General features: G+C 74.1%; 20 protein-coding genes and 1 pseudogene. 18 read left to right on the top strand and 3 right to left on the bottom strand.

Features of this window, described 5'->3' with window-relative positions; all coding sequences use genetic code 11:
- Positions 1-130: 130 nt before the first annotated feature.
- Complete coding sequence (locus tag STTU_RS02465; protein WP_007819505.1) at positions 131-1,639, bottom strand: hypothetical protein; 1,509 nt, start codon at positions 1,637-1,639, stop codon at positions 131-133.
- 186 nt (positions 1,640-1,825) lie between these two features.
- On the opposite strand from STTU_RS02465, the gene STTU_RS02460 reads away from it, so the two are divergent.
- Both STTU_RS02460 and STTU_RS02455 read left to right on the top strand, forming a co-directional pair.
- The gene (locus STTU_RS02460) at positions 1,826-2,365 is read left to right on the top strand and encodes a WcaF family extracellular polysaccharide biosynthesis acetyltransferase (RefSeq protein ID WP_010263849.1); all 540 of its coding nucleotides are present in this window, start codon (positions 1,826-1,828) and stop codon (positions 2,363-2,365) included.
- Entirely contained in the window at positions 2,362-3,474 is a 1,113-nt protein-coding gene (locus tag STTU_RS02455) for a glycosyltransferase (protein ID WP_007819503.1), read from the top strand. The genes STTU_RS02460 and STTU_RS02455 overlap by 4 nt, the downstream gene beginning before the upstream one ends.
- Before the next feature lie 64 nt (positions 3,475-3,538).
- Here STTU_RS02455 and STTU_RS02450 read toward each other — a convergent pair.
- A pseudogene (locus STTU_RS02450) lies at positions 3,539-3,703 on the bottom strand (LacI family DNA-binding transcriptional regulator); the annotation flags it as partial.
- 348 nt (positions 3,704-4,051) lie between these two features.
- Between STTU_RS02450 and STTU_RS02445 the strand changes: the two are divergent.
- The 4 genes from STTU_RS02445 to STTU_RS02430 all read left to right on the top strand — a co-directional run bounded on the left by STTU_RS02445 (position 4,052) and on the right by STTU_RS02430 (position 9,180).
- The gene (locus tag STTU_RS02445) at positions 4,052-5,329 is read left to right on the top strand and encodes an extracellular solute-binding protein (RefSeq protein WP_007819501.1); all 1,278 of its coding nucleotides are present in this window, start codon (positions 4,052-4,054) and stop codon (positions 5,327-5,329) included.
- 101 nt (positions 5,330-5,430) lie between these two features.
- Positions 5,431-6,441, top strand: coding sequence for a carbohydrate ABC transporter permease (locus STTU_RS02440; protein ID WP_007819500.1), 1,011 nt, complete (start codon positions 5,431-5,433; stop codon positions 6,439-6,441).
- Positions 6,442-6,463: 22 nt separating this feature from the next.
- Positions 6,464-7,381: a sugar ABC transporter permease gene (locus STTU_RS02435; RefSeq protein WP_007819499.1), complete on the top strand. Its 918-nt coding sequence runs from the start codon at positions 6,464-6,466 to the stop codon at positions 7,379-7,381.
- Between the two features lie 86 nt (positions 7,382-7,467).
- Complete coding sequence (locus tag STTU_RS02430) at positions 7,468-9,180, top strand: glycoside hydrolase family 13 protein (protein WP_007819498.1); 1,713 nt, start codon at positions 7,468-7,470, stop codon at positions 9,178-9,180.
- A gap of 324 nt (positions 9,181-9,504) precedes the next feature.
- Here STTU_RS02430 and STTU_RS02425 read toward each other — a convergent pair whose 3' ends face one another.
- Complete coding sequence (locus STTU_RS02425) at positions 9,505-10,266, bottom strand: FadR/GntR family transcriptional regulator (RefSeq protein ID WP_050794899.1); 762 nt, start codon at positions 10,264-10,266, stop codon at positions 9,505-9,507.
- Positions 10,267-10,567: 301 nt separating this feature from the next.
- Between STTU_RS02425 and STTU_RS02420 the strand changes: the two genes are divergently transcribed.
- The 12 genes from STTU_RS02420 (at position 10,568) to STTU_RS02365 (ending at position 25,496) form a co-directional block, all read left to right on the top strand.
- Positions 10,568-11,704, top strand: coding sequence for a sugar ABC transporter substrate-binding protein (locus STTU_RS02420; RefSeq protein ID WP_007819478.1), 1,137 nt, complete (start codon positions 10,568-10,570; stop codon positions 11,702-11,704).
- Positions 11,701-13,314 (top strand): sugar ABC transporter ATP-binding protein, encoded by a 1,614-nt coding sequence (locus STTU_RS02415; protein WP_043253860.1) that lies wholly within the window; start codon positions 11,701-11,703, stop codon positions 13,312-13,314. Before STTU_RS02420 ends, STTU_RS02415 begins: the two co-directional genes overlap by 4 nt.
- A gap of 65 nt (positions 13,315-13,379) precedes the next feature.
- A complete protein-coding gene (locus tag STTU_RS02410) occupies positions 13,380-14,339 on the top strand; it encodes an ABC transporter permease (protein WP_007819475.1) in 960 nt (319 codons plus the stop codon).
- An 84-nt stretch (positions 14,340-14,423) separates the two neighbouring features.
- Complete coding sequence (locus STTU_RS02405) at positions 14,424-15,767, top strand: enolase C-terminal domain-like protein (protein WP_007819472.1); 1,344 nt, start codon at positions 14,424-14,426, stop codon at positions 15,765-15,767.
- A 221-nt stretch (positions 15,768-15,988) separates the two neighbouring features.
- Positions 15,989-16,930 carry a DUF6777 domain-containing protein gene (locus STTU_RS02400; RefSeq protein ID WP_106432107.1) on the top strand — a complete coding sequence of 314 codons (942 nt, stop codon included), beginning with the start codon at positions 15,989-15,991 and terminating at the stop codon, positions 16,928-16,930.
- 201 nt (positions 16,931-17,131) lie between these two features.
- Positions 17,132-19,300 (top strand): SpoIIE family protein phosphatase, encoded by a 2,169-nt coding sequence (locus STTU_RS02395; protein WP_007819467.1) that lies wholly within the window; start codon positions 17,132-17,134, stop codon positions 19,298-19,300.
- 114 nt (positions 19,301-19,414) lie between these two features.
- Positions 19,415-20,278, top strand: a complete 864-nt coding sequence (locus STTU_RS02390; RefSeq protein WP_007819465.1) for an Fpg/Nei family DNA glycosylase — start codon at positions 19,415-19,417, stop codon at positions 20,276-20,278.
- 311 nt (positions 20,279-20,589) lie between these two features.
- Positions 20,590-21,348, top strand: a complete 759-nt coding sequence (locus STTU_RS02385) for a LytR/AlgR family response regulator transcription factor (RefSeq protein WP_007819463.1) — start codon at positions 20,590-20,592, stop codon at positions 21,346-21,348.
- Between the two features lie 33 nt (positions 21,349-21,381).
- The gene (locus STTU_RS02380; protein WP_007819461.1) at positions 21,382-22,206 is read left to right on the top strand and encodes a hypothetical protein; all 825 of its coding nucleotides are present in this window, start codon (positions 21,382-21,384) and stop codon (positions 22,204-22,206) included.
- Positions 22,207-22,256: 50 nt separating this feature from the next.
- Complete coding sequence (locus STTU_RS02375) at positions 22,257-22,715, top strand: hypothetical protein (protein WP_007819459.1); 459 nt, start codon at positions 22,257-22,259, stop codon at positions 22,713-22,715.
- Positions 22,712-24,241 (top strand): cation acetate symporter, encoded by a 1,530-nt coding sequence (locus STTU_RS02370; protein WP_043253855.1) that lies wholly within the window; start codon positions 22,712-22,714, stop codon positions 24,239-24,241. Before STTU_RS02375 ends, STTU_RS02370 begins: the two co-directional genes overlap by 4 nt.
- A gap of 40 nt (positions 24,242-24,281) precedes the next feature.
- Positions 24,282-25,496 (top strand): histidine kinase, encoded by a 1,215-nt coding sequence (locus tag STTU_RS02365; RefSeq protein ID WP_007819455.1) that lies wholly within the window; start codon positions 24,282-24,284, stop codon positions 25,494-25,496.
- Positions 25,497-25,538 lie beyond the last annotated feature (42 nt).

Below are 25,538 nucleotides of genomic sequence, written 5' to 3'. Positions count from 1 at the left end.
TCGGCAAGGCGGCGACATGCCGTCTCCGCGCCAGGCACCGTGGCCAGGAGGCGTACCAGGGGGTGACCGCGGCGGTGTCCGGTCGGCGGCCCCTCCCGCTTCCCGCCGCCGCCTCACCCCCGCCCGCGCCTCACTTCATCCATGCCCGCCCGTCCCTGCTCCGCGTCGAGATGACCGCCACGCACACCGCCGCGATCGCCACGCGGCCCGTCGCCTGGAGCAGGGGGCCGCGCAGCAGGATGAAGGAGTAGCCGGCGACGAGCGGGACGAGGACGGAGACAAGCGCCCCCGAGGGGGTGCGGCGCACCGCCCTGCTCGCGTAGCGCCTGTCCACGCGCGCCGCGAGGAAGCCGACACCGAGGAGGCCGCCGAAGACGCCGAGCGGGCCGAAGTCGATCCACAGCTCGGCCCACACGGGCGAGGAAAGGTTGGTGTTCTTGTTGTCCATCCACTCGCCGACGATGACGCCCGTGTCCTTCGGCTTGCTGTCCCACACCGAGCGCGGCACCGCGAAGAACACGTCCCCGAGCAACTGGAGGCCGAAGGTGTGGCCCTCGCCGGAGTGCACGTACGTGATGGTGTTGGAGAACATCGCCGTCTGGTCGTAGTCCTTGAGCGCGAGCGGCTCCAGGATCGACGTCGTCTGCATCGGCTTGTAGTTCTTCTCGTCGTACCGGAAGCGGTCGGCGAAGGGGAAGACGACGAGCGCCACGACGACCCCGAGGCTCAGCGCCGAGCGGTACATCGCCGCGCTGCGCGGGAAGACCGTGAAGAGCAGTGAGAACATCACCGTCAGGAACCAGTAGCGCGGGTTCGAGATCGGGTTGTTCACGACGCAGTTCAGGAGCGCGAGCGCGAGCCAGGTCGCGAGGATCACCGGGGAGCGCCTGGCCCGCTTCGACGTCACGACCCACCGCGTGTAGATGAGCAGCGAGAGCAGCGCGGGCACGGTGCCGAGGCCGCGCAGGATCGCCTGCCCCGCCTGCGAGCCGTCCTGCGAGAGCCCCGCGTCCTCGATCCCCGCGATGATCTCCTGACGGCTGCTGAAGAAGACGGCGGGACCGCCCAGCTTCTGCACGAACAGCGCGCTCGCCACGAAGGAGAAGGCCACGAGCGCGTACAGGCGCCTGCGGTGCACGAGGCGCAGCGCGCTCTCGTCCCGTCCGGGCCGCTCCGGGCGGGTACGGCCGAGGAGCGCGCCGAGGTCGAAGGCGATGCACCCGGCGAGGATCAGCGCCGTCGCCTCGACGAGGTCCCCCCGCGCGCCCACGACGACGGTCGGGGTCTGTCCCAGGACGGCCTGCGCGAGCGGGGCGACGCCCATCGCCATGTAGACGAAGAGCCAGAACGAGCCCTGGAGCAGTTTCCGCTTGTTCGTGAGGATCATCGCGGCGAGCCGCGCGCCGGAGTAGACGGTGAGCGCGAGTTGCAGCCAGAAGACCGCGTCCTTGATCCCCGCGCCGCGCTGCGCGCACACCCACAGCGGGAAGAACACGGCGAGCCCGAGGACGAGGGGCACCGAAAGAGCGCGCGAGAGCAGGGTGCGCGGCGAGGTCGGCTTCCCCCACTCCGCGTCCACCGGGCCCCGCGGCGGCCTCTCCTCCACGCGCGCCCCGGCCTGCTCCGTGCCTGTCGCCATCCAGCGACCCCCGCCCCAACTCGTGCCCCGACCACGGCCGGTGGTCACCGGCCCGCGCCACCCTTCCGGTACGACAACCGGAAGAGATCCCCGGCGGCAGTCTACCGACGCCCCTCGGTCACCTTGAGTCAACCATTAGGCTGAGCACCGAGGGCGCCAGGGGAGGCGCCGGTGGGGGTTACACACATGCGCAATCTCCCGGCCTTCACGCTGGCCGGTTACGACAAGGGACGCGGGAAACTCGTCCAGGCCCTGTGGTTCGCCGTCATGAACACCGTCTTCATGGCGTGGTTCACCCCGGCAGGGGTCCGCACCATGCTCCTGCGCGCCTTCGGCGCGAAGATCGGCGAGGGGGTGCTCATCCGGCACCGGGTGCGCGTCCTGTGGCCGTGGAAGCTGGAGATAGGCGACCACACCTGGATAGGTGAGGGCGCCTTCCTGCTCAACCTGGAGCCCATCCGGATCGGCGCCCACGTCTGCGTCTCGCAGGAGGCCATGATCTGCACGGGCAGCCACGACCACCGCAAGGCCGACTTCCGCTACCGCAACGCCCCGATCACCGTCGAGGACGGCGCCTGGATCGCCACCCGTGCCACCGTGCTCGCGGGCGTGACGGTCGGCGCCCAGTCCGTCGTCGCGGCCGGCACGGTGCTCACCCGCGACCTGCCCGCCCTGACCCTGCACGCCGTCGACGGCAGCCGCAGGCCCGTACCGGAGCCCGTATGAGAGTCCTGCACGCCGTCACGCTGCACAGCCCGACGCACGCCTTCGGCGGCCCCGTCCGCGTCGCGCTCAACCTCGCCAAGGGCCTCAAGGAGCGCGGCCACGAGGCCGGTCTCCTCGCGCTCGGCGACGGCTTCGACAGCGCCCTGCCCACCGACGTCGAGGGCGTGCCCGCGCGCCTCTACCAGGCCCGCAGGCTCGCCCCGCTCGGCTTCAGCGGCATCACCTCGCCCGCGCTCCTCGGCTCCGCGCGCCGCCTCGTGCGCGAGGCCGACGTCGTCCACGTGCACCTCGCGCGCGACCTCGTGACCCTCCCGGTCGCGCTCGCCGCGCTGCGCGCGGGGCGCCCCCTCGTGCTCCAGACGCACGGCATGGTCGACCCGAGCGGCAAGGCGCTCGCGAAGGTGCTCGACGCGCTCGCCGTACGCCGCCTGCTGCGCGGCGCGGGCGCCGTCCTGTACCTGACGGAGCACGAACGCGCCGGGCTCGACGCCGTCGTGGGCGCCCCGCCGCTCGCCCGGGCGGTACGGCTCGTCAACGGCGTCCCCGCGCAGGAAGCGCGCGCCCCCTGGGACGGCACCGCGCCGCACCTCGTGTACGCCGCCCGCCTCCAGGCCCGCAAACGGCCCACCGACTTCGTCGCCGCGATCCCGGCGCTCCTCGCCGCGCACCCGGACGCCCGCTTCACCGTCGCGGGGCCCGACGAGGGCGAACTCGGAGCCGTCCGCGCCCTCGTGGACACGCTCGGGCTGCGCGACAAGGTCGCCCTGCCCGGACCGCTGAGCGGCGAGGCCATGCTCCGCACCCTGCGCGAGGCGACCGTCTACGTCCTCCCGGCCGTCGACGAGCCCTTCCCGATGTCCGTCCTCGAAGCCCTCTCGGTCGGCACCCCGGCGGTCGTCACGACGTCGAACGGTCTCGCCAAGGACATCGCCCGCGCGGGCGCGGGCCGCGTCGTCACCACGGCGGACGGCCTCGCCCCCGCCGTCGGCGACCTCCTCGACCCGGCCCACCACGCCGAGGCGTCCCGCGCCGCGCACGCCCTGGCGGGCGGGACCTTCGCGATGGACGCGGTCGTGGACCGGCTCCTGACGGTCTACGAGGGCCTGTAGGCCCGGCCTGGATACGGGGCGGGGGCGGTCACCCGCGCGAGTGACCGCCCCCGCCCCGTACCCCCGTCGCGTCGGCCACGCCCGGCTTGCCGTTGAGCACCCGGCTCACCGTCGCCTCGCTCACCCCCGCCTGCGCGGCCAGATCGGCGAGGCGCGCCGTGCCCTGCGGCTCCGGGCGCGCGCCCGCGCGACGGGCTGTCGCGGGCTTGCGCCCGTACTGCTGTGTCATGGGGTCCCCTCGACTGGCCCTGCCTCGATGTACAGCGCTGCCCAGGTCACGGGTCCCTGACGGCCCCTCCGATGATTCCCGTTCGGGCGCGGACTGACAAGGGCCTGAGGATTCTTGCACAAGCCTTGCAAGCCCGGACGCGCCGGGCCCGCACCGGGAGAGTACGCCGCAGGTGGAGGCGGTGAACTGACGTTCAGGGCGGCGCGAAGGTTTCTTGCAGATTCTTGCTGCAAGGTCTTTCGCAACGGCTGCGGCGCTGTTACTTTCTCGTTCGCCCGGCCGTCGCGATGGAGCGGCCGGCGGCGGCCATCCGCCGCGAACGGGCTCACACACCCTCAAGGAGTACTCATGCGGCGTGGCATAGCGGCCACCGCACTGCTCGCATCGCTCGCCCTCGCGGCGACGGCCTGCGGCGGGGACGACGGCGACGACGGCGCCTCCGGCGGCGGACCGGTCACCCTCACCTGGTGGGACACCTCCAACGCCACCAACGAGGCCCCCACCTACAAGGCGCTGGTCGAGCAGTTCGAGAAGTCGCACAAGGGCATCAAGGTCAAGTACGTCAACGTCCCCTTCGACCAGGCGCAGAACAAGTTCGACACCGCCGCCGGGGCCAAGGGCGCGCCCGACATCCTGCGCGCCGAGGTCGGCTGGACGCCCGCCTTCGCGAAGAAGGGCTACCTCGCGCCGCTCGACGGCACGGACGCGCTCGCCGACCAGGACTCCTTCCAGCCCGCCCTGCTCCAGCAGGCCCAGTACGAGGGCAAGACCTACGGCGTCCCGCTCGTCACCGACACCCTCGCCCTCGTCTACAACAAGAAGCTCTTCGCCGACGCGGGCATCAAGGAAGCCCCCACGACCTGGGAGCAGCTCAAGAAGGACGCCGCGACGATCAAGTCCAAGACGGGCGTGGACGGTTACTGGGGCTCGACGGCCGGGTACTACGCCCAGCCCTACCTCTTCGGCGAGGGCACCGACACGGTCGACGCGAAGGCGAGGAAGCTCACCATCGGGAGCCCCGCCGCCGTCAAGGGGCTCAAGGAGTGGCAGGGCCTCTTCTCCGGCAAGGGCCTGCACAAGGCCGACATCACCGCCGACAGCTACGCCCACATCCAGGACGCCTTCGCGGGCGGCAAGGTCGCGGCGACCCTCCAGGGCCCCTGGGAGCTGACCAACTACTACAAGGGCACCGCCTTCAAGGACCGGAAGAACCTCGGCGTCGCCGTCGTCCCCGCGGGCTCGGCGGGCAAGCCCGGCGCCCCGACCGGCGGGCACAACCTCTCCGTCTACGCGGGCTCCGACAAGGCCCACCAGAAGGCCGCCTTCACCTTCGTCCGGTTCATGACCTCCGCGAAGACGCAAGAGAAGATCGCCCTCAGGAACGGCACCCTGCCGACCCGCCAGGACGCCTACACCGAAGCGGTCAAGGCCGACCCGGGCACGGCCGGCTTCCAGCAGGTCCTGGACGCCGCCCGGCCGCGCCCCGCGCTGCCGGAGTACAGCTCCCTGTGGGGCCCCATGGACACCGAACTGCCGCGCGTCGCGAGCGGGAAGGAGTCGCTGGACGACGGCATCCGCAAGGCCGGGGACGCGATGCAGAAGCTCCTCCCCGACTACAAGCGCTGACCGGCGCGGGAGCGGGGCCGGCCACCTGACGGGCCGCCCCGCCCCCGTACCGGCGCCGCCGCCTTCCCCCGTACACCATCCCCGCCCCCGGAAGGGCCGCCATGACCGTCGCCGTCGACACCGAGACCGCGCCCCCGCGGCAGCAGCGGCCCCAGGGCCGCAGGACCGGGCCGCTCGCCCGCCTGCGCCGCGGCAGCCGGAAACACTGGTACGCGTACGTGATGATCGCCCCGGTCGTCATCGTCCTCGGCGTCCTCGTCGCGTACCCCCTGGCCCGCGGCTTCTACCTCACCCTCACCGACGCCACGAGCCTCAACTCGGCGCGCACCATCGGCGTCAACCACATCGACGCGACCTACGAGTTCATCGGCCTGCACAACTACGCCGACATCCTGTGGGGGCCCACCGCCTACGAGCGCTTCTGGTCGCACTTCCTGTGGACGGTCGGCTGGACCGTCGCCTGCGTGGCGCTGCACTACTGCATCGGCCTCGGCCTCGCGCTGCTGCTCAACCAGAAGCTCCGCGGCCGGGTCGTCTACCGGATGCTGCTCATCCTGCCGTGGGCGGTGCCCGCCTTCGTCACCGTCTTCTCCTGGCGGATCATGCTCGCCGACGGCGGCCTGATCAACACCCTCCTCGGGCACCTGCGCCTGCCGCAGCCCGCCTGGCTGGAGGACACCGCCTGGCAGCGCGTCGCCGCGATCCTCGTCAACACGTGGTGCGGCGTGCCGTTCATGATGGTCTCGCTCCTCGGCGGGCTCCAGTCCATCGACGCGAACCTCTACGAGGCCGCCGAGATGGACGGGGCGAGCGCCTGGCAGCGCTTCCGGCACGTCACCCTGCCGGGACTGCGCCCCGTGAGCGCCACCGTCGTCCTGCTCGGCGTCATCTGGACCTTCAACCAGTTCGCCATCATCTTCCTGCTCTTCGGCGGCACCAGCGCCCCCGACGCACAGATCCTCGTGACCTGGGCCTACCGCCTCGGCTTCGGCCAACAGCCGCGCGACTTCGCCCAGTCGGCCACGTACGGCGTCCTGCTCCTGTCGATCCTCGTCGTCTTCACCACCTTCTACCGTAGGTGGCTGAACCGCAGCGAGCAGTCCACCCTCTGACCCCGCCGACAGGAGCCACGCCATGAGCACCGAGTCCACCACGCTGCCCGCCGCGCCCGTCGCCGCGCGCCCGGCGCGCACCGCTGCCCGCCCCGCGCGCGTGCGCCGCCGGGGCGAGCGCGGCCCGCTCGCCACCGTCCTCACCCACGCCGTCCTCGTCCTCGCGAGCCTCATCGCGCTCGTGCCCGTCGTCTGGCTCGCCTTCCTCTCGCTCGGACCCGGGAAGGACGACTACCTCCACCCGGGCCGCATCCTCGACCACCTCACCCTCTCCAACTACTCCTACGTCCTCGAACACACCAAGTTCTGGGACTGGCTCCAGTCCACCCTGATCGTCGCGCTCGGCACCACCCTGCTCGGCGTCGCCTTCGCCGCCACCACCGGCTACGCCGTCTCGCGCATGCGCTTCCCCGGCCAACGCCCCCTCATGTGGGTGCTGTTGCTCACGCAGGCGTTCCCGATCGCCGTGCTCATCGTGCCGATGTACGAGATCTTCTCCGAACTCGGGCTCATCGACAGCTACTTCGGGGTGATCCTGCTCAACTGCACGACCGCCATCCCGTACAGCGCCTGGCTGCTCAAGGGCTACTTCGACACGATCCCCTTCGAGATCGACGAGGCCGGGCGCATCGACGGGCTCAGCCCCTTCGGCACCTTCTGGCGGCTCGTCCTGCCGCTCGCGAGGCCCGGCCTCGCCGTCGCCGCCTTCTACACCTTCATCACCGCGTGGGCCGAGGTGGCCTTCGCCTCGACCTTCCTCCTCGACGACGAGAAGTACACCTTCGCCGTCGGCCTCCAGACCTTCGTCAGCGAACACGACGCCCAGTGGAACCTCATGGCCGCGACCGCCGTGCTCATCGCGGTACCGGTCACGATCTTCTTCTACCTCGTGCAGCGCCACCTCGTCACGGGGCTCACGGCGGGCGCGGCGAAGGGCTGAGCCCCGGGGCCGCGCCGGCCGGGCCGGTCCCGCTCCCGTACCGCACGACGCACCACTCGTACGTCCACGTCACCAGCAAGGACCCCATGAGCCAGCACCACGCCGACTCCACCGCCGCCCTCGCCCCCGCTCCCCTCCCCGCGCAGGCCGGGCCCGCCACCCCGGCGCCCGGCGACGACTGGTGGCGCGAGGCGGTCATCTACCAGGTCTACCCGCGCAGTTTCGCCGACGCGAACGGCGACGGCATGGGCGACCTGGCCGGTGTCCGGGCCCGTCTGCCGCACCTGCGCGACCTCGGCGTCGACGCCGTGTGGCTGAGCCCCTTCTACGCCTCGCCGCAGGCCGACGCCGGTTACGACGTCGCCGACTACCGGGCCGTGGACCCGATGTTCGGCGACCTGCACGACGCGGACGGGCTGCTGCGCGAGGCGCACGCGCTCGGGCTGCGCGTCATCGTCGACCTCGTCCCCAACCACTCCTCCGACCAGCACGAGTGGTTCAAGCGCGCCCTCGCCGAAGGACCCGGCTCGCCGCTGCGCGAGCGCTACCACTTCAGGGCCGGGCGCGGCGAAAACGGTGAACTCCCGCCCAACGACTGGGAGTCCGTCTTCGGCGGGCCCGCGTGGACCCGTACCGCCGACGGTGAGTGGTACCTGCACCTCTTCGCGCCCGAGCAGCCCGACTTCAACTGGGAACACCCGGCGGTGCACGACGAGTTCCGCTCCGTGCTGCGCTTCTGGCTCGACATGGGCGTCGACGGCTTCCGCATCGACGTGGCGCACGGGCTCGTCAAGGCGCCCGGACTGCCCGACGTCGGCGGCGCCGAGCAGGTCAAGCTGCTCGGCAACGGGGCCACGCCCTACTTCGACCAGGACGGTGTCCACGAGATCTACCGCTCGTGGCGGCGCGTCCTCGACGAGTACGACGGCGCCCGCGTCTTCGTCGCCGAGGCATGGACGCCGACCGTCGAGCGCACCGCCCACTACGTGCGCCCCGACGAACTCCACCAGGCGTTCAACTTCCAGTACCTCAGCACCGACTGGTCGGCTCCCGCGCTGCGCGAGGTCATCGACCGCACCCTCGCGGCGATGCGCCCGGTCGGCGCCCCCGCCACCTGGGTGCTCTCCAACCACGACGTCACCCGGCACACCACCCGCTTCGGCAACCCGCCGGGGCTCGGCACCCAGCTCCGCACCCCGGGGGACCGCGCGCTCGGCCTGCGCCGCGCGCGTGCCGCGACCCTCCTGATGCTCGGGCTGCCCGGCTCCGCGTACCTCTACCAGGGCGAGGAACTGGGTCTCCCGGACGTCGTGGACCTCCCCGACGAGGTCCGCCAGGACCCCTCGTACTTCCGCGCGGCGGGCCAGGACGGCTTCCGCGACGGGTGCCGGGTGCCGCTCCCCTGGACGCGCGAGGGGGGTTCGTACGGATTCGGGTCCGGCGGAAGCTGGCTGCCGCAGCCCGCCGAGTGGGGCGGCCTGAGCGTCGAGGCCCAGACCGGCGCCGCGGGCTCCACGCTGGAGTTCTACCGCGCCGCGCTCGCCCTGCGCCGCGCACAGCCCGCGCTCGGCGCGGGCACCGAGGTGACGTGGCTCGACGCGCCCGAGGGCGTGCTCGCGCTGCGCCGCGAGGCGGCGGACGGGCGGCCCGTCGTGGTGACCGCCCACACGGGGAGCGCCCCGGTCACCGTCCCGAGCCCCGGCGAGGCCCTGCTGAGCAGCGGGGACACACTCCCGGTCGCGGACGCGGCGGGGAACGTCGTACTGGCCCCGGACACCACGGTGTGGTGGCTCGGCTGAGAACGCGCGGCGCGGAGCCGAGGACCCGGGACTCCGGGGCGGGGGCGGCGAGGCGCGAGGGGTGAGCGGCTGAGGCGGGTGCGCGCGAGGGAGGCGCACCCGCCTCAGCGCGAACGGCTCGCCTCAGCGCGAACGGCTCGCCTCAGCGCGAACGGCTCGCCTCAGCGCGAACGGCTCGCCTCAGCGCGAACGGCTGGCCTCGACGGGACCGGCTCACCCCGACGGGACCGGCTCACCGAACAGGGCCGGGTCGTCCGAAAAGATCGGTTCGCCTCGGTACGACCCCTCGCCGCAGTCCGCCCGCCTCGCGCCGCCCCTCCCTCGTCACCCGTCCGTCCCCGTCCCGCCCGCCACCTCCTCCTGTCGCGCCAGGTGTCCCGCGAGCCAGTCCTCCACCGCTCCCACGTGCGCCGCCGCAGCCGCGCGGGCCGCCTCGGGGTCGCGGGCGAGCAGGGCCCGGTGGATGCGGGCGTGCTCGTCCCTCGTCCGGTCGAAGGCGCCCTCCTCCTGGAGACCGCGCCACACCCGGGCCCGGAAGGTGCGCGAGGACAGGCCCTCCAGGATCGCGGCGAGCGAGGCGTTCCCCGAGGCCCGCGCGATCACCCGGTGGAAGGCGAGGTCGTGGGCGAGGATCACCTCGGAGTCCTCGGTCGCGCGCATCGCGGCCAGCTCGGCCTCCACGTCGGCCAGCCCCGCCTCGTCGATACGGGCCGCCGCGAGCGCCGTCGCGGTCGACTCCAGCACCCGCCGCACCTCCAGGAGTTCGAGCAGCTGCGGGCCGCGCGAGAGACCGGCCACCACGCCGAAGGTCTCCAGGAGGTCCCCGGCCCGCAGGTGCGTCACGTACACGCCCGAACCGTGCCGCGCCTCCAGGACGCCCATCACCGTCAGCGCCCGGATCGCCTCGCGCATCGAACTGCGCGAGATGCCCAGCCGCGCCGCCAGCTCCCGCTCGTTGGGCAGGCGCTCGCCCGGGTGCAGCCTGTCCTCGGCGATCATCGCCTTGACCTGTTCGATGGCGCGCTGGGTCACCGTCACCCCGCGCCCCGCGCCCCCGTCCCCGCGCGGCTCCTCCGCCTCCGGCACGCCGGTCCCCTTCCCCTGGTACGGGCCCGCCCCCACGGGCTCCGCACGCCTGTACGGGCAGCGAGTCTAACCCGCCCCGCCCGCTCCCGTACCGCCAAGTGATCCGACCACTACGTGAGTTGAGCCCCAGAAAACCGCGTCAGGGGGCTTGCGCGCGGCAAGTGGTCGGATCACTATCGCAGCGGCCGGGCTTTTCCGGCCGCCGTACGGACCACCCGTGCGGGCAGCACCTCCAGGGGACGCGCGCCAACCACCGCCCCCGCCCACGCACCCGACACCCGCACGACGAGGAGTCACGAGCATGGCCGGCAGCACAGCGCGAAGCAGCACACGACGAGGCAGCACCGCGCGCGGCAGGACAGGGCGTACGGGGACCCCGCGGAGCCGTACGGGGCGCGGGGCCGGGGCCGTCGCCGCGCTCGCCTGCGCGGCGCTCCTCCTCGCCGCCTGCGGCAGCACCGGCAGTCCGGGCGCCGCCGCGAGCGGGGGCGGGCCCGCGAAGAAGGACGGCAAGGTCGGCGTCATCCTGCCGCTCCTCACCTCGCCCTTCTGGCAGTCGTACAACGACTACGTGCCGAAGATGGCGAAGAGCGGGGGCGTCGACGCGCTCAAGACCGTCAACTCCAACAGCGACCCCGCGCAGCAGATCACCGACATGAACAACCAGCTCAACCAGGGCGTCGCCGGAATCGTCGTCGCCCCGCTGGACAGTGCCGCGATCGCCGCCGGGCTCCAGCAGGCCGAGCGCAAGAACGTGCCCGTCGTGGCCGTGGACGTCGCCCCCGAGAAGGGCAAGGTCGCGATGGTCGTGCGCGCCGACAACGTCGCGTACGGCGAGAAGGCGTGCGACTACCTCGGCCAGAAGGTCAAGAAGGGCAAGGTCGTGCAGATCATGGGCGACCTCGCCTCGGTCAACGGGCGCGACCGCTCGACGGCCTTCCGCGACTGCGCCAGGAAGAAGTACCCGGACCTCAAGGTCCTGGAGATCCCCGCGAAGTGGGAGTCCGACACGGCGGCGGCGAAGCTCGACACACTCCTCGGCGCGCACCCCGACATCAAGGGCATCTACCTGCAGGCGGGCGGCGTCTACCTCGCCCCGACACTCCAGACCCTCAAGTCGAAGAAGCTCCTCTTCCCCGCCGGGGACGAGCGGCACATCGCGATCATCTCCAACGACGGCATCCCGCAGGAGTTCGACGCGATCCGCCGCGGCGACATCGACGCGACCGTCTCGCAGCCCGCCGACGCCTACGCCAAGTACGGCATGTACTACATCAAGGCCGCGATGGCCGGGAAGACCTTCGAGCCCGGCCCCACCGACCACGACTCGACCATCGTCAAGACCCCCTCCGGGAACCTGGAGGACCAGTTGCCCGCGCCGCTCGTCACGAAGGAGAACGTCGACGACCCGAAGCTGTGGGGGAACACGATCAAATGACCGCGACCCCCACGGAGTCCCCGTCGCCGCCCCTCGCCGAGGTCCGCGCCGTGAGCAAGCGGTACGGCGCGACGGTCGCCCTCGCCGACGGCCGGCTCACCGTCCGGACGGGCGAGTCGCACGCCCTCGTCGGGCGCAACGGCGCGGGCAAGTCCACCCTCGTCTCGCTCCTCACAGGGCTTCAGGCACCCGACAGCGGCGGCATCCGCTTCGACGGCGCCCCCGCGCCCGCCCTCGCCGACCGCGCCGCCTGGCGCGCCAAGGTCGCCTGCGTCTATCAGAAGCCCACCGTCGTCCCCGACCTCACCGTCGCCGAGAACCTCTTCCTGCACCGCCAGCCCACCGGGCGCGGCGGCCTCATCTCCTGGCGCCGCCTGCGCGCCGAGGCCGCCGAACTCCTCGGCCACTGGGACGTGCGCGTCGACCCCGGGGCCCGTACCGGGGACCTGCGGGTCGAGGACCGGCAGATGGTCGAGATCGCCCGCGCGCTGAGCATCGGCGCCCGCTTCATCGTCCTCGACGAGCCGACGGCCCAGCTCGACAGCCGCGAGATCGACCGCCTCTTCACGCGGATGCGGGCGCTGCAGGAGGCGGGCATCACCTTCCTCTTCATCTCGCACCACCTCCAGGAGGTGTACGAGGTCTGCCAGACCGTCACCGTCCTGCGCGACGCCCGCTGGATCACCACGGCCCCCGTCGCCGAACTCCCGCGCGCCGCACTCGTCGAGGCGATGGCGGGCGAGGCCGTCACCGCCACCGCGAACACCCCCCGCCACGCCGTCCCCGCCGAAGCGCCCCTCGTCCTGGACGTCGTGGGGCTCACCGGCGAGGGCTACACGGACGTGTCGCTCGGCGTGCGCGAGGGCGAGGTCGTGGGGCTCGCCGGGAGCAGCGGCAGCGGCAAGATCCAGCTCGCCGAGACCCTCGCCGGACTGCGCAGCCCCCGCTCGGGGCGCGCGAGCGTACTCGGCCGTCCGCTGCCCTTCGGCGACGTCGCGGCGACGCTGCGCGCGGGCGTCGGCTGCGTCCCGCGCGACCGGCACGAGCAGGGGCTCGTCTTCGGGATGACGGTCGGCGACAACGCCACGCTCGGAGTGCTCGACCGGCTCGGGCGCTACGGGTTCGTGCCGCCCGCGCGCAAACGCGCCCTCGCCACCGCGCTCATCGAGCGCCTCGGCATCCGCACCGAGGGCCCGGCCCAGCCCGTCTCCGGCCTCTCCGGGGGCAACGCGCAGAAGGTCGTCATGGCCCGCGCGCTCGCCTCCGACCCGAAGGCGCTCGTCCTCGTCAACCCGACGGCGGGCGTGGACGTGCGCTCCAAGGAGTCGCTGCTCGCCCGCGTCGACTCGGCGCGCGAGGACGGCACCGCCGTGCTCGTCGTCTCGGACGAACTCGACGACCTGCGCCGCTGCGACCGCGTCCTCGTCCTCTTCCACGGCCGCGTCACCGCCGCCTTCCCGGCCGGCTGGCACGACCACCTGCTCATCGCCGCCATCGAGGGGGTCTCCGGGGCCGGCGACGGGGCCGGGACGGACGCGGGGCCACCGTCCGCCCCGGGCCCCGTCGGCCCCGTACCCCCGCAGAACCCACCCGAAGGGAAGAGGCCGTGACCCAGACCACCGCGCCCGCCGAGACCCGCGAGAAAACGGCCGCCGCCCCGCCCGGGACCCGCTCGGTGCTGCTCCGGCGCGCCCGCGAACTCGCCCTCGTCCCGGCCCTGTTGCTGCTCCTCGTGCTCGGCGCCGTGCTCAACGACGCCTTCCTCACGGAGGCGAACCTCGTCTCCGTGCTCGGCGCCTCGGCGGCGCTCGCGCTCGTCGTCCTCGCCGAGTCCCTCGTCCTCATCACGGGGAAGTTCGACCTCTCGCTCGAATCGGTCGTCGGCATGGCCCCCGCCGTCGGCGCGATGCTCGTCCTCCCGGCGAGCGCGGCGGGCTTCGGCACCGAGGTGCCCGCCTGGCTCGCGCTCCTCGCCGTCCTCGTCGCCGGGGCCCTCATCGGCGCCTTCAACGGCTTCCTCGTCGTCAGGCTCAAGCTCAACGCCTTCATCGTGACGCTCGCGATGCTCATCGTCCTGCGCGGGCTCCTCGTCGGCTCGACGGACGGCAAGACGCTCTTCGGGATGCCCGACGCCTTCTACACGCTCTCCACCACGACGCTGCTGCGCGTCCCGCTCTCGGTGTGGGTCGCCGCCGTCTGCTTCGCGATCGCGGGGCTCTTCCTCACGTACCACCGCATCGGCCGCGCGCTCTACGCGATCGGCGGCAACCCGGAGGCGGCGCGCGCGGCGGGGGTGCGGGTCGAGCGCGTCATGCTCGGCGTGTTCGTCGTCGCGGGACTCCTCGCCGCGCTCGGCGGGCTCATGCAGACGGGGTACGTCGGCGCCATCAACGCCAACCAGGGCCAGAACATGATCTTCACCGTGTTCGCGGCGGCCGTCATCGGCGGGATCAGCCTCGACGGCGGCAAGGGCACGATGTTCGGCGCGCTCACCGGGGTCCTGCTCCTCGGCGTCGTGCAGAACCTCCTGACCCTCGCGCAGGTCCCGGCCCCGTGGACCCAGGCGATCTACGGCGGCATCATCCTCGTCGCGCTGATCCTGGCCCGGGTCACCACCGGGCGGGCGCAGGACTGAGCCGCTGCCGCAGCGCCCGCCGCTCCTGCCGCGCGCCGGTGCGCCGGTACGTGCCCCGCCGCCCCCGACCGAGAGAGGTCACCCGTGACCGCAACGCCCGCCCGAGTCACCGCCGTCGACACGCTCGACGTCCGCTTCCCCACCTCGCGGGAGCTGGACGGCTCCGACGCGATGAACCCGGACCCCGACTACTCCGCCGCCTACGTCGTACTGCGCACCGACGCGGACGACGGGCACGAGGGGCACGGCTTCGCCTTCACCATCGGGCGCGGCAACGAGGTGCAGGTGGCGGCGGTCGAGGCCCTGCGCCCGTACCTGCTCGGCCGCTCCGCCGACGCCCTGTGCGCCGACCCGGCGAGCCTCGCCCGGGATCTCGTCGGGGACAGCCAACTGCGGTGGCTGGGGCCGGAGAAGGGCGTGATGCACATGGCGATCGGGGCGGTGCTCAACGCGGTGTGGGACCTCGCGGCGAAACGGCGCGGGCTGCCGCTGTGGCGCCTGCTCGCCGAGGCCGAGCCCGAGTGGCTCGTCGCCCAGGTCGACTTCCGCTACCTCAGCGACGCGCTCACCCCGGCGGAGGCACTCGGCCTGCTCACCCGCGGCCGCGAGGGCGCCGCCGCGCGCGCCGAGCGGCTGCGCGCGCGGGGCTACCCCGCCTACACCACCTCGCCCGGGTGGCTCGGCTACGACGACGAGAAGCTGGCCCGGCTCGCCCGCCGCGCCGTCGCCGACGGCTTCCGGCAGATCAAGCTCAAGGTCGGCGCCGACCTCGCCGACGACGTCCGCCGCTGCCGCGTCGCGCGCGCCGCGATCGGCCCCGACGTGCGCCTCGCGCTCGACGCCAACCAGCGCTGGGACGTCGAGCGCGCCGTGACGTGGGTGCGCGCGCTCGCGCCGTACGAGCCGTACTGGATCGAGGAGCCGACGAGCCCCGACGACGTACTCGGCCACGCCGCGATCCGCCGCGCCGTCGCCCCGGTCCGCGTCGCGACGGGCGAGCACGTCGCCAACCGCGTCGTCTTCAAGCAACTGCTCCAGGCGGGGGCGGTCGACGTCGTGCAGATCGACGCGGCCCGCGTCGGCGGCGTCAACGAGAACCTCGCGATCCTCCTGCTCGCCGCGAAGCACGGCGTCCCCGTCTGCCCGCACGCCGGGGGAGTGGGGCTGTGCGAACTCGTGCAGCACCTCTCCATGTTCGACTACGTGGCCCTGTCGGGGACCACCGAGGACCGCGCCATCGAATACGTGGACCACCTCCACGAGCATTTCCTCGCCCCCGTCGTCATCGACCGCGCCCACTACCGGGCCCCCGAGACCCCCGGCTTCTCGGCCGAGATGCGCCCGGACTCGCTCGCGACGTACCGCTTCCCGGACGGGAAGTACTGGGCCGCGGAGCGCGAGCGGGAGGCGGCGGGGCAGGGCGGGTGAGGCGCGGAGGGGGATGACGGCGGGACGGGGCGGGGCCGCACGCGCTCCCGGGAGCCCGTGTCCCGAGCCGCCCGGAGCGCCCTCGCGCGGATTCCTCCCGTTTGCGTCGTTCCGTCCCGACCGGCACACAATGGCGCAGCACCCGGAGCGGTCCCGCGCGGTCCGTGCCGGGTCCGAGCGGTCGTGCCCACCGGGGGCGCCGCCCGAGCCGGGAGGACACCGTGCGCACAGCTCTCCGGACGACCCCCGCCGTTCTCGCCTCGGCCGCGCTCGCGCTGCTCGCCCTCGGGGCCGCCGGGTGCGGCGCCGGCGAGCAGCGCGCCGAGGCGGCGGCGGACACCGTCCTGGAGCCCGCGGGCTCGCGCGGGCCCGACCCCTTCACGGCCTCGGCGACGCGCGCGGCGCCCACGCCGCTCACCCGGACGGAGCAGCCGCTGCCCGAGGGCGAGGGCGGCAAGGACGACGGGCCGCGCCTCGTCGCGGGGGACACCCCCGGGCTCTACGCGGGCCTGCCGGCCCGTACCGGCTGCGACGTCCGCGCCCAGTCCCGGCTCCTGACGGCCGACCGCCCCCGCGCCGGCGCCTTCGCCCGAGCCGCCGGAACGCCCGCCGACGGGCTCGGCCGCTGGCTCGACGACCTCACCCCCGTCGTCCTGCGGGCCGACACCCTCGTCACGGCCCACGGCTACGCGAAGGGCGACGTCACGACGTACCGCGCCGTCCTCCAGTCGGGCACCGCCGTCCTCGTCGACGCGCGCGGCGTGCCCCGGGTGCGCTGCGTCTGCGGCAACCCGCTCGGACCGGCGGGCGGCGACCGCGTCGGGGCGCCGCGCGGCAAGCGCTGGAAGGGGTACGAGGCGGGCGAGGTGCGCGCCGTGGCGCCCGCCGCGCGCCCCCTGTCCGCGCTCACCCTCGCCGACCCCGCGCACGGCCACTGGCTGGAGCGCCCCGTGGGCGACGACGGCACCCACGACCGGGCGGTACGGGAGCCGAGCGCGACGCCGAGCGCGCCTCCCACCGAGCCGCCCGAGGAGGAGCCGAGCCCCGAGTCCTCCGGGCCCTGGGAGACCGTGCCGCCCTCCACGGACCCCGGTGAGACCCCGACGGAGGGCGGTCAGGAGACGGCCCGCAGCGTGCGGCTCGGGCCGGAGGGCGAGGACTGAGGCGGGTCCGGGGGCGGGTGCCACCGGGTGGGGACCGGGGGCCGGGGGCGTCGTATCCGGCGCCGGGGCTGTTCTTGGCCACCACAACGGAGCAAAATGGGATAAAACCTACCTTTCGGGAGCGGGTCCTCGGAGCAGAGGCCCACCACCAGGCGGGAACCGGACGAGGGCCTAGGGGGCTTCATGGCAGAACGGGGAGCGATGCGGCACGGTGCGGCCTCCGGCACCCGCCCGGGGGCCACGCCGCGCCGCGAACCCGTGCCCGCCCCCTCCGGGGACCCGGAGGAGGAGGCCGCCACGTGCCCCGAGGACTGGCCGGCCCGTCCCGACCCGATCCTCGCCATGAACCGCATGGGCAGCTTCGACTGGGACCTCGACAGCGGGCGCATGCACATGGACCGGCAGGCCCTCGCCGTCTTCGGGCTGCGCCCCGAGCGTTTCGACGACATGGCCACCACCGCGTCCGCGCAGATGCCCCGAGCCGAGCGCGACCGGATGGCCGCTCTCGTCAAGGACGCCATCACCGCGGGCCACGAGACCTACGCGGGCTACTTCCGTATCCGCCGCGCGGACGACTCGCTGCGCTGGACCCACACCCAGGGCTACATCCGCCGCGACGCGGGCGGCCGGGCCCGCCGCATCTTCGGCATCGTCCGCGACGCGACGCAGGAGCTCAGCGACACCACCGCCCGCCGTGAGCAGGCGTCCGAGCTGCGCCGCCGCACGACCGTCGTCGAGCGCACGACGGCCGCCCTGGCCGCCGCCCGCACGGTGGCCGACGTGCTCGACGTGCTGCGCGAGCAGGACGGGCTCGTGCGCCTCGGCGCGGACTCGCTCGTCGTCGGCCTCCTCGAACAGGGCCGCATCCGCCTCGTCCCGGACGGACCCACGGGCGGCGTCATCGACGCCGGCCGCCACACCCGCCTCGACGACCCGTACCCGATGGCCGATGTCGTGCGGACCATGCGGCCCGTCTACCTGGAGGACGCCGAGAGCTTCGCCGCCGCCTACCCCGAGCTGTGGAAGCAGATCGCCCACCTGCGGCCCGGCGCCGCCGCGTACCTGCCCCTCGTGGCCCAGGGCAGCCCCATCGGCTCCCTCGGCCTCTTCTACGGCGGGACGCACCACTTCGCCCCCGAGGAGCGCAACGTCCTCGTCGCCCTCGGCAGCAGCCTCGCCCAGAGCCTCCAGCGCGCCATGCTCTACGAGCAGGAGAAGGACCTCGCCCAGGGCCTCCAGCAGGCGATGCTGCCGCGCACCATCCCGCACGTGCCGGGCGCCGAGGTCGCGGTGCGCTACCGGGCCGCGAGCGCGGGCCGCGACGTCGGCGGCGACTGGTACGACCTCGTCCCGCTGCCCGGCGGCCGTACCGGCGCCGTCATCGGCGACGTGCAGGGCCACGACACGCACGCCGCCGCCGTCATGGGCCAGCTCCGCATCGCGCTGCGCGCCTACGCGGCCGAGGGCCACCCGCCCGCGACCGTCATGGCCCGCACCTCGCTCTTCCTCGACGAACTCGACACCGACCGCTTCGCGACCTGCCTCTACGCCGAGGCCGACCTCAGCACCGGCGTGCTCCAGCTCGTACGCGCCGGGCACCTCGACCCCTTCCTCATGGCCCCCGACGGCTCCGCCCGGCGCGTGCCCGTGCCCGGCGGGCTGCCGCTCGGGCTCTCCTCGCAGTTCGGCGCGCTCGACTACCCCGTCTCCACCCTGGAACTGGACCCCGGCGCGACGCTGCTCCTGTGCACGGACGGCCTCGTCGAAGTCCCCGGCGCCGACCTCGACGACGGCTTCGCGAAGCTCGCGACGCGGCTGCGCACCGGACCGCGCGATCTGCGGCTCCTCGCCGACCTGCTCACGACGGCCGTCGAGCGGCGCGGCGGCGAGGACGACGTCGCGGTGCTGCTCCTGCGCCGCCGCGCCACCGTGGGCGCCCCGCTCTACGGCGGCAGGCTCCAGCAGCACGTCGCCCCGGGCGACCCCCGCGACCTCGCCGAGGCCCGCCGCATGATCCGCTCCGCCGTCCGCTCCTGGGGCGCGGGCTCCCGCTCCGACGACATCGAACTCGCCACGGACGAACTCGTCGTCAACGCGCTCACCCACACGGAGGGTCCCGCCCTCGTCACCCTGCGCGTGCTCACCGGGGCCGTGCGCCGCCTGCGCGTCGAGGTCGAGGACTCGTCGAGCGCCCTGCCGAGACGGCGCCAGGCCGAGGCCGAGGGGCAGTCGGGGCGCGGCCTCATGCTCGTCGACCTGCTCGCGGACGCGTGGGGCGTGGAGGCGCGGGGCGCGGGCAAGTGCGTGTGGTGCGAGTTCGAGGTGCGCAGGCCGGGCGAGGAGGTCGCGGGGCCGGGCCCGGCGGGCTGATCCGGCTCCGGTACGGCACGGCTTCGTGGCGTGCCCCGGCCCGGAGGCGCGGCGTGACCCGGGTCCCCGGGCGAGCGCTGGCTTTCGCGCCGCCGGAGAGGCAATCTGGGAGCTATGCCCGAACTGCCCGAGGTCGAGGCCCTGCGGGACTTCCTCGACGACCACCTCGTCGGACGCACCCCCACGCGCGTCCTGCCCGTCGCGGTCAACGTCCTCAAGACCTACGACCCGCCGCCGAGCGCCCTGGTGGGCCACGAGGTCACGGACGTACGCCGGTACGGGAAGTTCCTCGACGTCGTCACGGACGGCGGCCCCCACCTCGTGACGCACCTCGCCCGTGCCGGGTGGCTGCGGTGGCAGGCCAAGGTGCCCGACACACCGCCGAAGCCCGGACGCGGCCCGCTCGCGCTCCGCCTCGTGCTCGACGACGGTTCCGGCTTCGACCTCACCGAGGCCGGTACGCAGAAACGCCTCGCGGTGTACGTCGTCGACGACCCGCGGACCGTCCCCGGCATCGCCCGGCTCGGCCCCGACCCGCTCGCCCCCGGCTTCGACCGCGCCGCCTTCGCGGAACTCCTGCGCGGCGAGCGCCGCCAGCTCAAGGGTGCCCTGCGCGACCAGAGCCTCGTCGCAGGGGTCGGCAACGCCTACAGCGACGAGATCCTCCACGCCGCGAAGCTCTCCCCGTTCAAGAACGCGGGCCGCCTCACCGAGGAGGAGACGAGCCGCCTGTACGAGGCCCTGCGCACGACCCTCACCGAGGCCGTCGCCCGCTCCCGGGGCATCGCCGCGGGCAGCCTCAAGGCCGAGAAGAAGAGCGGCCTGCGCGTCCACGGCCGCACGGGCGAGTCCTGCCCCGTGTGCGGCGACACGATCCGCGAGGTCTCCTTCGCGGACTCCTCGCTCCAGTACTGCCCGACCTGCCAGACCGGCGGCAAGCCCCTCGCCGACCGCCGCCTCTCCCGCCTCATCAAGTAGCTGCCGGAGCCCGGGGGTACGCTGCGGCCCACCGCCCGCCGCCACCGACAGGGGAGCCCGTGGACACCGTCTTCTCCGCCCGCGTCATCGAGTGGCGCGGGCCCGCGCCGTTCTCCGGCGACGAGGTGACGGTGCGGCTGACGGTCCGCGTCTGAGGCGTCCGAGGCGTCCGGCACGTCCGCGAGGCGACCGGCGACCCGGCCCCGCACGAGGCCACGGACTCACTCGTACGGGCGAAACGCCGTGTTGACGCGAGAAGGTGGCTCCGACCCCGGGTCGCCCCGGCCCCGTACCGCCTAGACTCCAGCGCCATGCTGCGCGTACTGGCCGTGGACGACGAGGAACCCGCGCTCGCGGAACTGCTCTACCTGCTGCGGGCCGACCCGCGCGTCACGAGCGCCGAGGGCGCCACCGACGCGACCGAGGCGCTGCGCAGGCTCGGCCAGGGGATGGACGACGGGGGCGGCGCCGAACCCGTCGACGTGCTGTTCCTCGACATCCGCATGGCCGGGCTGTCCGGGCTCGACGTGGCACGCCTGCTCGCCGGCTTCGCGCGGCCCCCGCTCGTCGTCTTCGTCACCGCGCACGAGGACTTCGCCGTCACCGCCTTCGACCTCAAGGCCGTCGACTACGTCCTCAAACCGGTCCGCAGGGACCGCCTCGCCGAGGCCGTGCGCCGCGTCGTCGAGCGCGTCGAGGCCCGCGAGCCGCGCCCCGCGCTCCCCGCCACCACGACCTCCGCGCACATCCCCGTCGAACTCGGCGGCGTGACCCGCCTCGTGCCGGTCGCCGACATCGCCTACGTCGAGGCCCAGGGCGACTACGCGCGCCTGCACACCGCCGAGGGCAGCCACCTCGTGCGCGTCCCGCTCACGACGCTGGAGGAGCGCTGGCAGCCGCACGGCTTCGTCCGCATCCACCGCAGCCACCTCGTCGCCCTCCACCGCGTCGAGGAACTGCGCCTGGACGGGGGCGGCATGAGCGTCCGCATCGGCACGGCGGTCCTCGCCGTCTCGCGCCGCCACGCGAGCCGCCTGCGCGAGTCACTGCTCAAGCGGGCGGGGGGCTGACCCCCGCGCGCCCGGCCGCGTACCCTGCCGCGCATGTGCGTCTCCGCCGCGCCCGCCGCCTTCACCGGCACGACCCTCTACTGCGGGCGCGTGCGCCACGAGCGCCACGGACTCGTCCACGTCCTCGGCTACCAGAACACCGCCGAGAACCACGCGGACGGGCCCAACGCGATGATCCTGCACCTGCCCGCACGCGAGCTGACACCCGGCCACTTCCTGCGCACCGCGGGCGACGACGGCATCCTGCGCCGCATGGTCGACGCCGTGCGCCCGCGCCGCGCCGCCGCCGGGGGCATGGACTGGATGGACTTCGAAGCCCCGCGCCCGGTCCAGGTCTTCGAGCACGACGTCTACACCGTGCTCCTCGCCGCCGACCCCAGCGACGTCCCCGCCGCGCTGCACCGCGTCCCCGCCCGCCGCCGCCCCGCGCTCGACCCCGGGCTCCTCGCCTTTTACGCCGAGCACTTCCCCGCGCACACCTTCGCGATCTGCTGCTTCGACAACGCCGAGGCCCGCACCGCGAAACCGCTCCTGCTCTGGTACGAGCCGCTCGACCCCGACGTCCTCACGGTCCCCGCCCTCGACAGCCACACGGGCGGCGCCCCCGACCTCGCCGCGCACGTGCCCACCGACCACTGGGTGCTCTTCTCGACCGACGAGGCCCCCGAGGGCTGGGGCGCGCCCGTCGCGCACCCGCCCGCCACGCGCCACGCCCTGCGCGCCTTCCTGCCCACGAGCGTCGTGGGACGCTCCTCCGCGGAGCCGCTGCCCAACGGGGATTTCAGCGTCACGCACGCCGCACTCCTCGCCGACGAGACCCTGGAGCGTGTACGGCGCGTGGCCCCCGGCCGACCCTGAGCGACCAGGCCACTTTCCCCCGGGGCACCCGCACCCCTACACTCCGCCCCGTGCCCGCAGAGCAAGCCCCCCGCCGCGAGGTCGTGACGGGGGACCGCAAGGCCGTGCGCCGGCCCGCCGGGCGGCGCACGCAACTGGAGATCCACGAGCAGACCCCGCTCGGCGCCGCCTACGTGCGCTCCCTCATGCGCAGTCAGCTGCGCACGGGCCTCGCCGCGCTCGCCGTGCTCGCGCTGCCCGTCGTCACGCTCCCGCTCTTCCTCGGCGCCCTGCGCAGCCCCGCCACGACCTGGGCGGTCCTGGGCTTCGCCTGCTACCCCGTGCTCGTCGCCCTCGCGTGGGCCTACGTGCGCAGGGCCGAGCGCAACGAACGCGACTTCGCCCGCCTCGTACGCGGCGCCGAGCACCCGCCCGAGCCCGCCCGCCCCGCCCCCGTACCGCCGCCCCGCACCGGCGAAGGACCGCGCCCCGCCCCCGCCGACGACACCGACCGGGGCGGTGCCGCGTGAACCAGGCGTACGCCGTTCCCGCCGTCGCCGTCGTCGTCCTCGCGACCGTCCTCATCGGCGGCTTCGGCCTCCGGGTCTCGCGCACGACATCCGACTTCTACGTCGCCTCACGCACCGTGGGCCCCGCGCTCAACGCCGCAGCGATCAGCGGCGAATACCTCTCCGCCGCCTCCTTCCTCGGCATCGCCGGACTCGTCCTCCTGCACGGCCCCGACATGCTGTGGTACCCGGTCGGCTACACCGCCGGGTACCTCGTCCTGCTCCTCCTCGTCGCCGCGCCCCTGCGCCGCTCCGGCGCGTACACGCTCCCCGACTTCGCCGAGGGCCGCCTCGAATCGGCGACCGTACGGCGCGCGGTGAGCGGCTGCGTCGTCGGCGTCGGCTGGCTCTACCTGCTGCCCCAGCTCCAGGGCGCCGGACTCACGCTCTCGATCCTCACCGGGGCGCCGCGCTGGTTCGGCGGCGCGCTCGTCGCGACCGTCGTCGTCCTCGCGGTCGCGGCCGGGGGGATGCGCAGCATCACCTTCGTGCAGGCGTTCCAGTACTGGCTGAAACTCACCGCGCTCCTCGTCCCCGCCTTCTTCCTCCTCCTCGCCGCGCACGGCGACCCCGCCGTGCCCGCCGGGCTCCCCGCCGAGAGCGGCTACCTCGGCGGGGCCGGCTCCGGGCAGCCGCTCGCCACGAGCCGCGCCGACCACCCGCTGTACGCCACGTACGGGCTCATCGTCGCGACGTTCCTCGGCACGATGGGCCTCCCGCACGTCGTCGTCCGCTTCTACACGAGCCCCGACGGGCGCACCGCGCGCCGTACGACCGTCGTCGTCCTCGCCCTCCTCGGCGCCTTCTACCTCCTCCCGCCGCTCTACGGCTGGCTCGGCACCCATTACGCGCCCGAGCTGAGCCGCACCCAGGACGCGGACGCCGCCGTGCTGCTGCTCCCCGGGCGCGTCGTCGGCGGCCTCGGCGGGGACCTGCTCGGCGCGCTCGTCGCGGGCGGCGCCTTCGCCGCGTTCCTCTCGACCGCATCGGGGCTCACGATGGCCGTCACCGGGGTCCTCACGCAGGACGTCCTGCCGCCGCGCGGACTGCGCCACTTCCGGCTCGCCGCCGTGCTCTCGGTCGGTGTGCCGCTCGCGGGCTCGCTGCTCGTCGCCGGGGTCCCCGTCGCCGACGCGGTCGGCATGGCCTTCGCCGTCTCCGCCTCGTCGTTCTGCCCGCTGCTCGTGCTCGGCATCTGGTGGCGCCGCCTCACCCCGCCCGGCGCCCTCGCGGGCCTGATGGCGGGCGGCGGCAGCGCGCTCCTCGCCGTCGCGCTCACCGTCGCGGGCGTGGTCCGCACCGGGTGGCTGCACACGCTGCTCGCCTGGCCCGCCGTGTGGAGCGTCCCCGTCGGCTTCCTCGCGATGGCCCTCGTCTCGCTCGCCACCCCGAAGAGCCTCCCGCCGCACGCGGGCGCCACGATGGCCCGCCTCCACCTGCCCGAGGCGCTGCGTGCCGAGGACGAACCCCTCGGGGAGCGCCCGTGATCGCGTCGGCAGCGCCCGTGACCGCCCCGGGAGAGCGCCCGTGACCGCGACCGCCCTGCTCCTCGCCCTGTGCCCGCTGCTCCTCGCGGGCGGGTTCCTGCTCGGCCGCCGCACCGCCCACCCGGCGGGCCGCAGCGACCTCGGGACGCCCGTCGAGCGCGCCACCTTCGAGACCCTGCACACCGCCTCGCTCGCCGCGCCCCCCTTGCGCGCCGGGCTCGCCGACCTCGGCGAGGAGGGCGCGCGCAAGGCGCTGCGCAGGCTTCGCACGCTCCTGGGCACCGAGGCCCTGTGCCTCACCGACGAGGACCGCGTGCTCGCCTGGGCCGGGCACGGCGAGCACCACGCGGCGCACCTGCCCGCGCGCCTCGAAGGGGTGCTCGCCCACGGCCGCAGCGCCGCCTTCGACTGCGGCTGCGCGCCCGAGGCGGGCTGCACGTCCCGCTGGGCGGTGGCCGCGCCCGTCGTGGTCGAGGACCGCGTCCTCGGCGCGCTCGTCACCTACGCGCCGCGCGAGTCCGCCGTCCTCGCCCGCGCCCTCGACGAGGTCGCCCGCTGGGTCTCGGTCCAGCTCGAACTCGCCGAGCTGGACCATTCCCGTACGCGCCTGATCGAGGCCGAGATCAAGGCGCTCCGGGCGCAGATATCCCCGCACTTCCTCTTCAACTCGCTCGCGGCGATCGCCTCCTTCGTGCGCACCGACCCCGAGCGGGCCCGCGAACTGCTCCTCCAGTTCGCCGACTTCGCGCGGTACTCGTTCCGCAGCCACGGGGACTTCACGACGCTCGCCGACGAGCTGCACTCGATCGACCAGTACCTCGCCCTGGTCCGCGCCCGCTTCGGCGAGCGGCTCTCGGTGACGCTCCAGATCGCGCCCGAGGTGCTGCCCGTCTCGCTGCCCTACCTGTGCCTGCAACCGCTCGTCGAGAACGCCGTCAAGCACGGTCTGGAGGGGGCGCTGACGCGCAGCCGTATCACGATCGGGGCGCGGGACGCGGGCGCGGAGGCCGAGGTCGTCATCGAGGACGACGGGGTCGGCATGGACCCCGAGCGGCTGCGCCGCGTCCTGCGCGGCGAGGGCGGCCCGGGGGCGGGCATCGGGCTGCTCAACGTGGACGAGCGCCTGCGGCAGGTCTTCGGCGAGGACCACGGCCTCGTCATCGAGACGGGCGTGGGCGCGGGCACTCGGATCACGGTCCGGCTGCCGAAGTACCACCCGGGGGTCCACTCGACCCCGATGCCGCACCGCGCGTGAGCGTCGCGGAGCCCGGACCGCGCCGTCCCGACGTCGCGCGGC

It is taken from the genome of Streptomyces sp. Tu6071 (assembly GCF_000213055.1).
Classification (GTDB): domain Bacteria; phylum Actinomycetota; class Actinomycetes; order Streptomycetales; family Streptomycetaceae; genus Streptomyces; species Streptomyces evansiae.
This window is presented reverse-complemented; position numbering and strand designations above follow the sequence as displayed.

Coding starts and splice junctions, on each gene's coding strand:
- STTU_RS02385 (WP_007819463.1), top strand. CDS start 20,590: ATGCTGCGCGTACTGGCCGTGGACGACGAGGAACCCGCGCTCGCGGAA.
- STTU_RS02380 (WP_007819461.1), top strand. CDS start 21,382: ATGTGCGTCTCCGCCGCGCCCGCCGCCTTCACCGGCACGACCCTCTAC.
- STTU_RS02465 (WP_007819505.1), bottom strand. CDS start 1,639: ATGGCGACAGGCACGGAGCAGGCCGGGGCGCGCGTGGAGGAGAGGCCG.
- STTU_RS02395 (WP_007819467.1), top strand. CDS start 17,132: ATGCGGCACGGTGCGGCCTCCGGCACCCGCCCGGGGGCCACGCCGCGC.
- STTU_RS02455 (WP_007819503.1), top strand. CDS start 2,362: ATGAGAGTCCTGCACGCCGTCACGCTGCACAGCCCGACGCACGCCTTC.
- STTU_RS02420 (WP_007819478.1), top strand. CDS start 10,568: ATGGCCGGCAGCACAGCGCGAAGCAGCACACGACGAGGCAGCACCGCG.
- STTU_RS02435 (WP_007819499.1), top strand. CDS start 6,464: ATGAGCACCGAGTCCACCACGCTGCCCGCCGCGCCCGTCGCCGCGCGC.
- STTU_RS02390 (WP_007819465.1), top strand. CDS start 19,415: ATGCCCGAACTGCCCGAGGTCGAGGCCCTGCGGGACTTCCTCGACGAC.
- STTU_RS02430 (WP_007819498.1), top strand. CDS start 7,468: ATGAGCCAGCACCACGCCGACTCCACCGCCGCCCTCGCCCCCGCTCCC.
- STTU_RS02460 (WP_010263849.1), top strand. CDS start 1,826: ATGCGCAATCTCCCGGCCTTCACGCTGGCCGGTTACGACAAGGGACGC.
- STTU_RS02440 (WP_007819500.1), top strand. CDS start 5,431: ATGACCGTCGCCGTCGACACCGAGACCGCGCCCCCGCGGCAGCAGCGG.
- STTU_RS02415 (WP_043253860.1), top strand. CDS start 11,701: ATGACCGCGACCCCCACGGAGTCCCCGTCGCCGCCCCTCGCCGAGGTC.
- STTU_RS02445 (WP_007819501.1), top strand. CDS start 4,052: ATGCGGCGTGGCATAGCGGCCACCGCACTGCTCGCATCGCTCGCCCTC.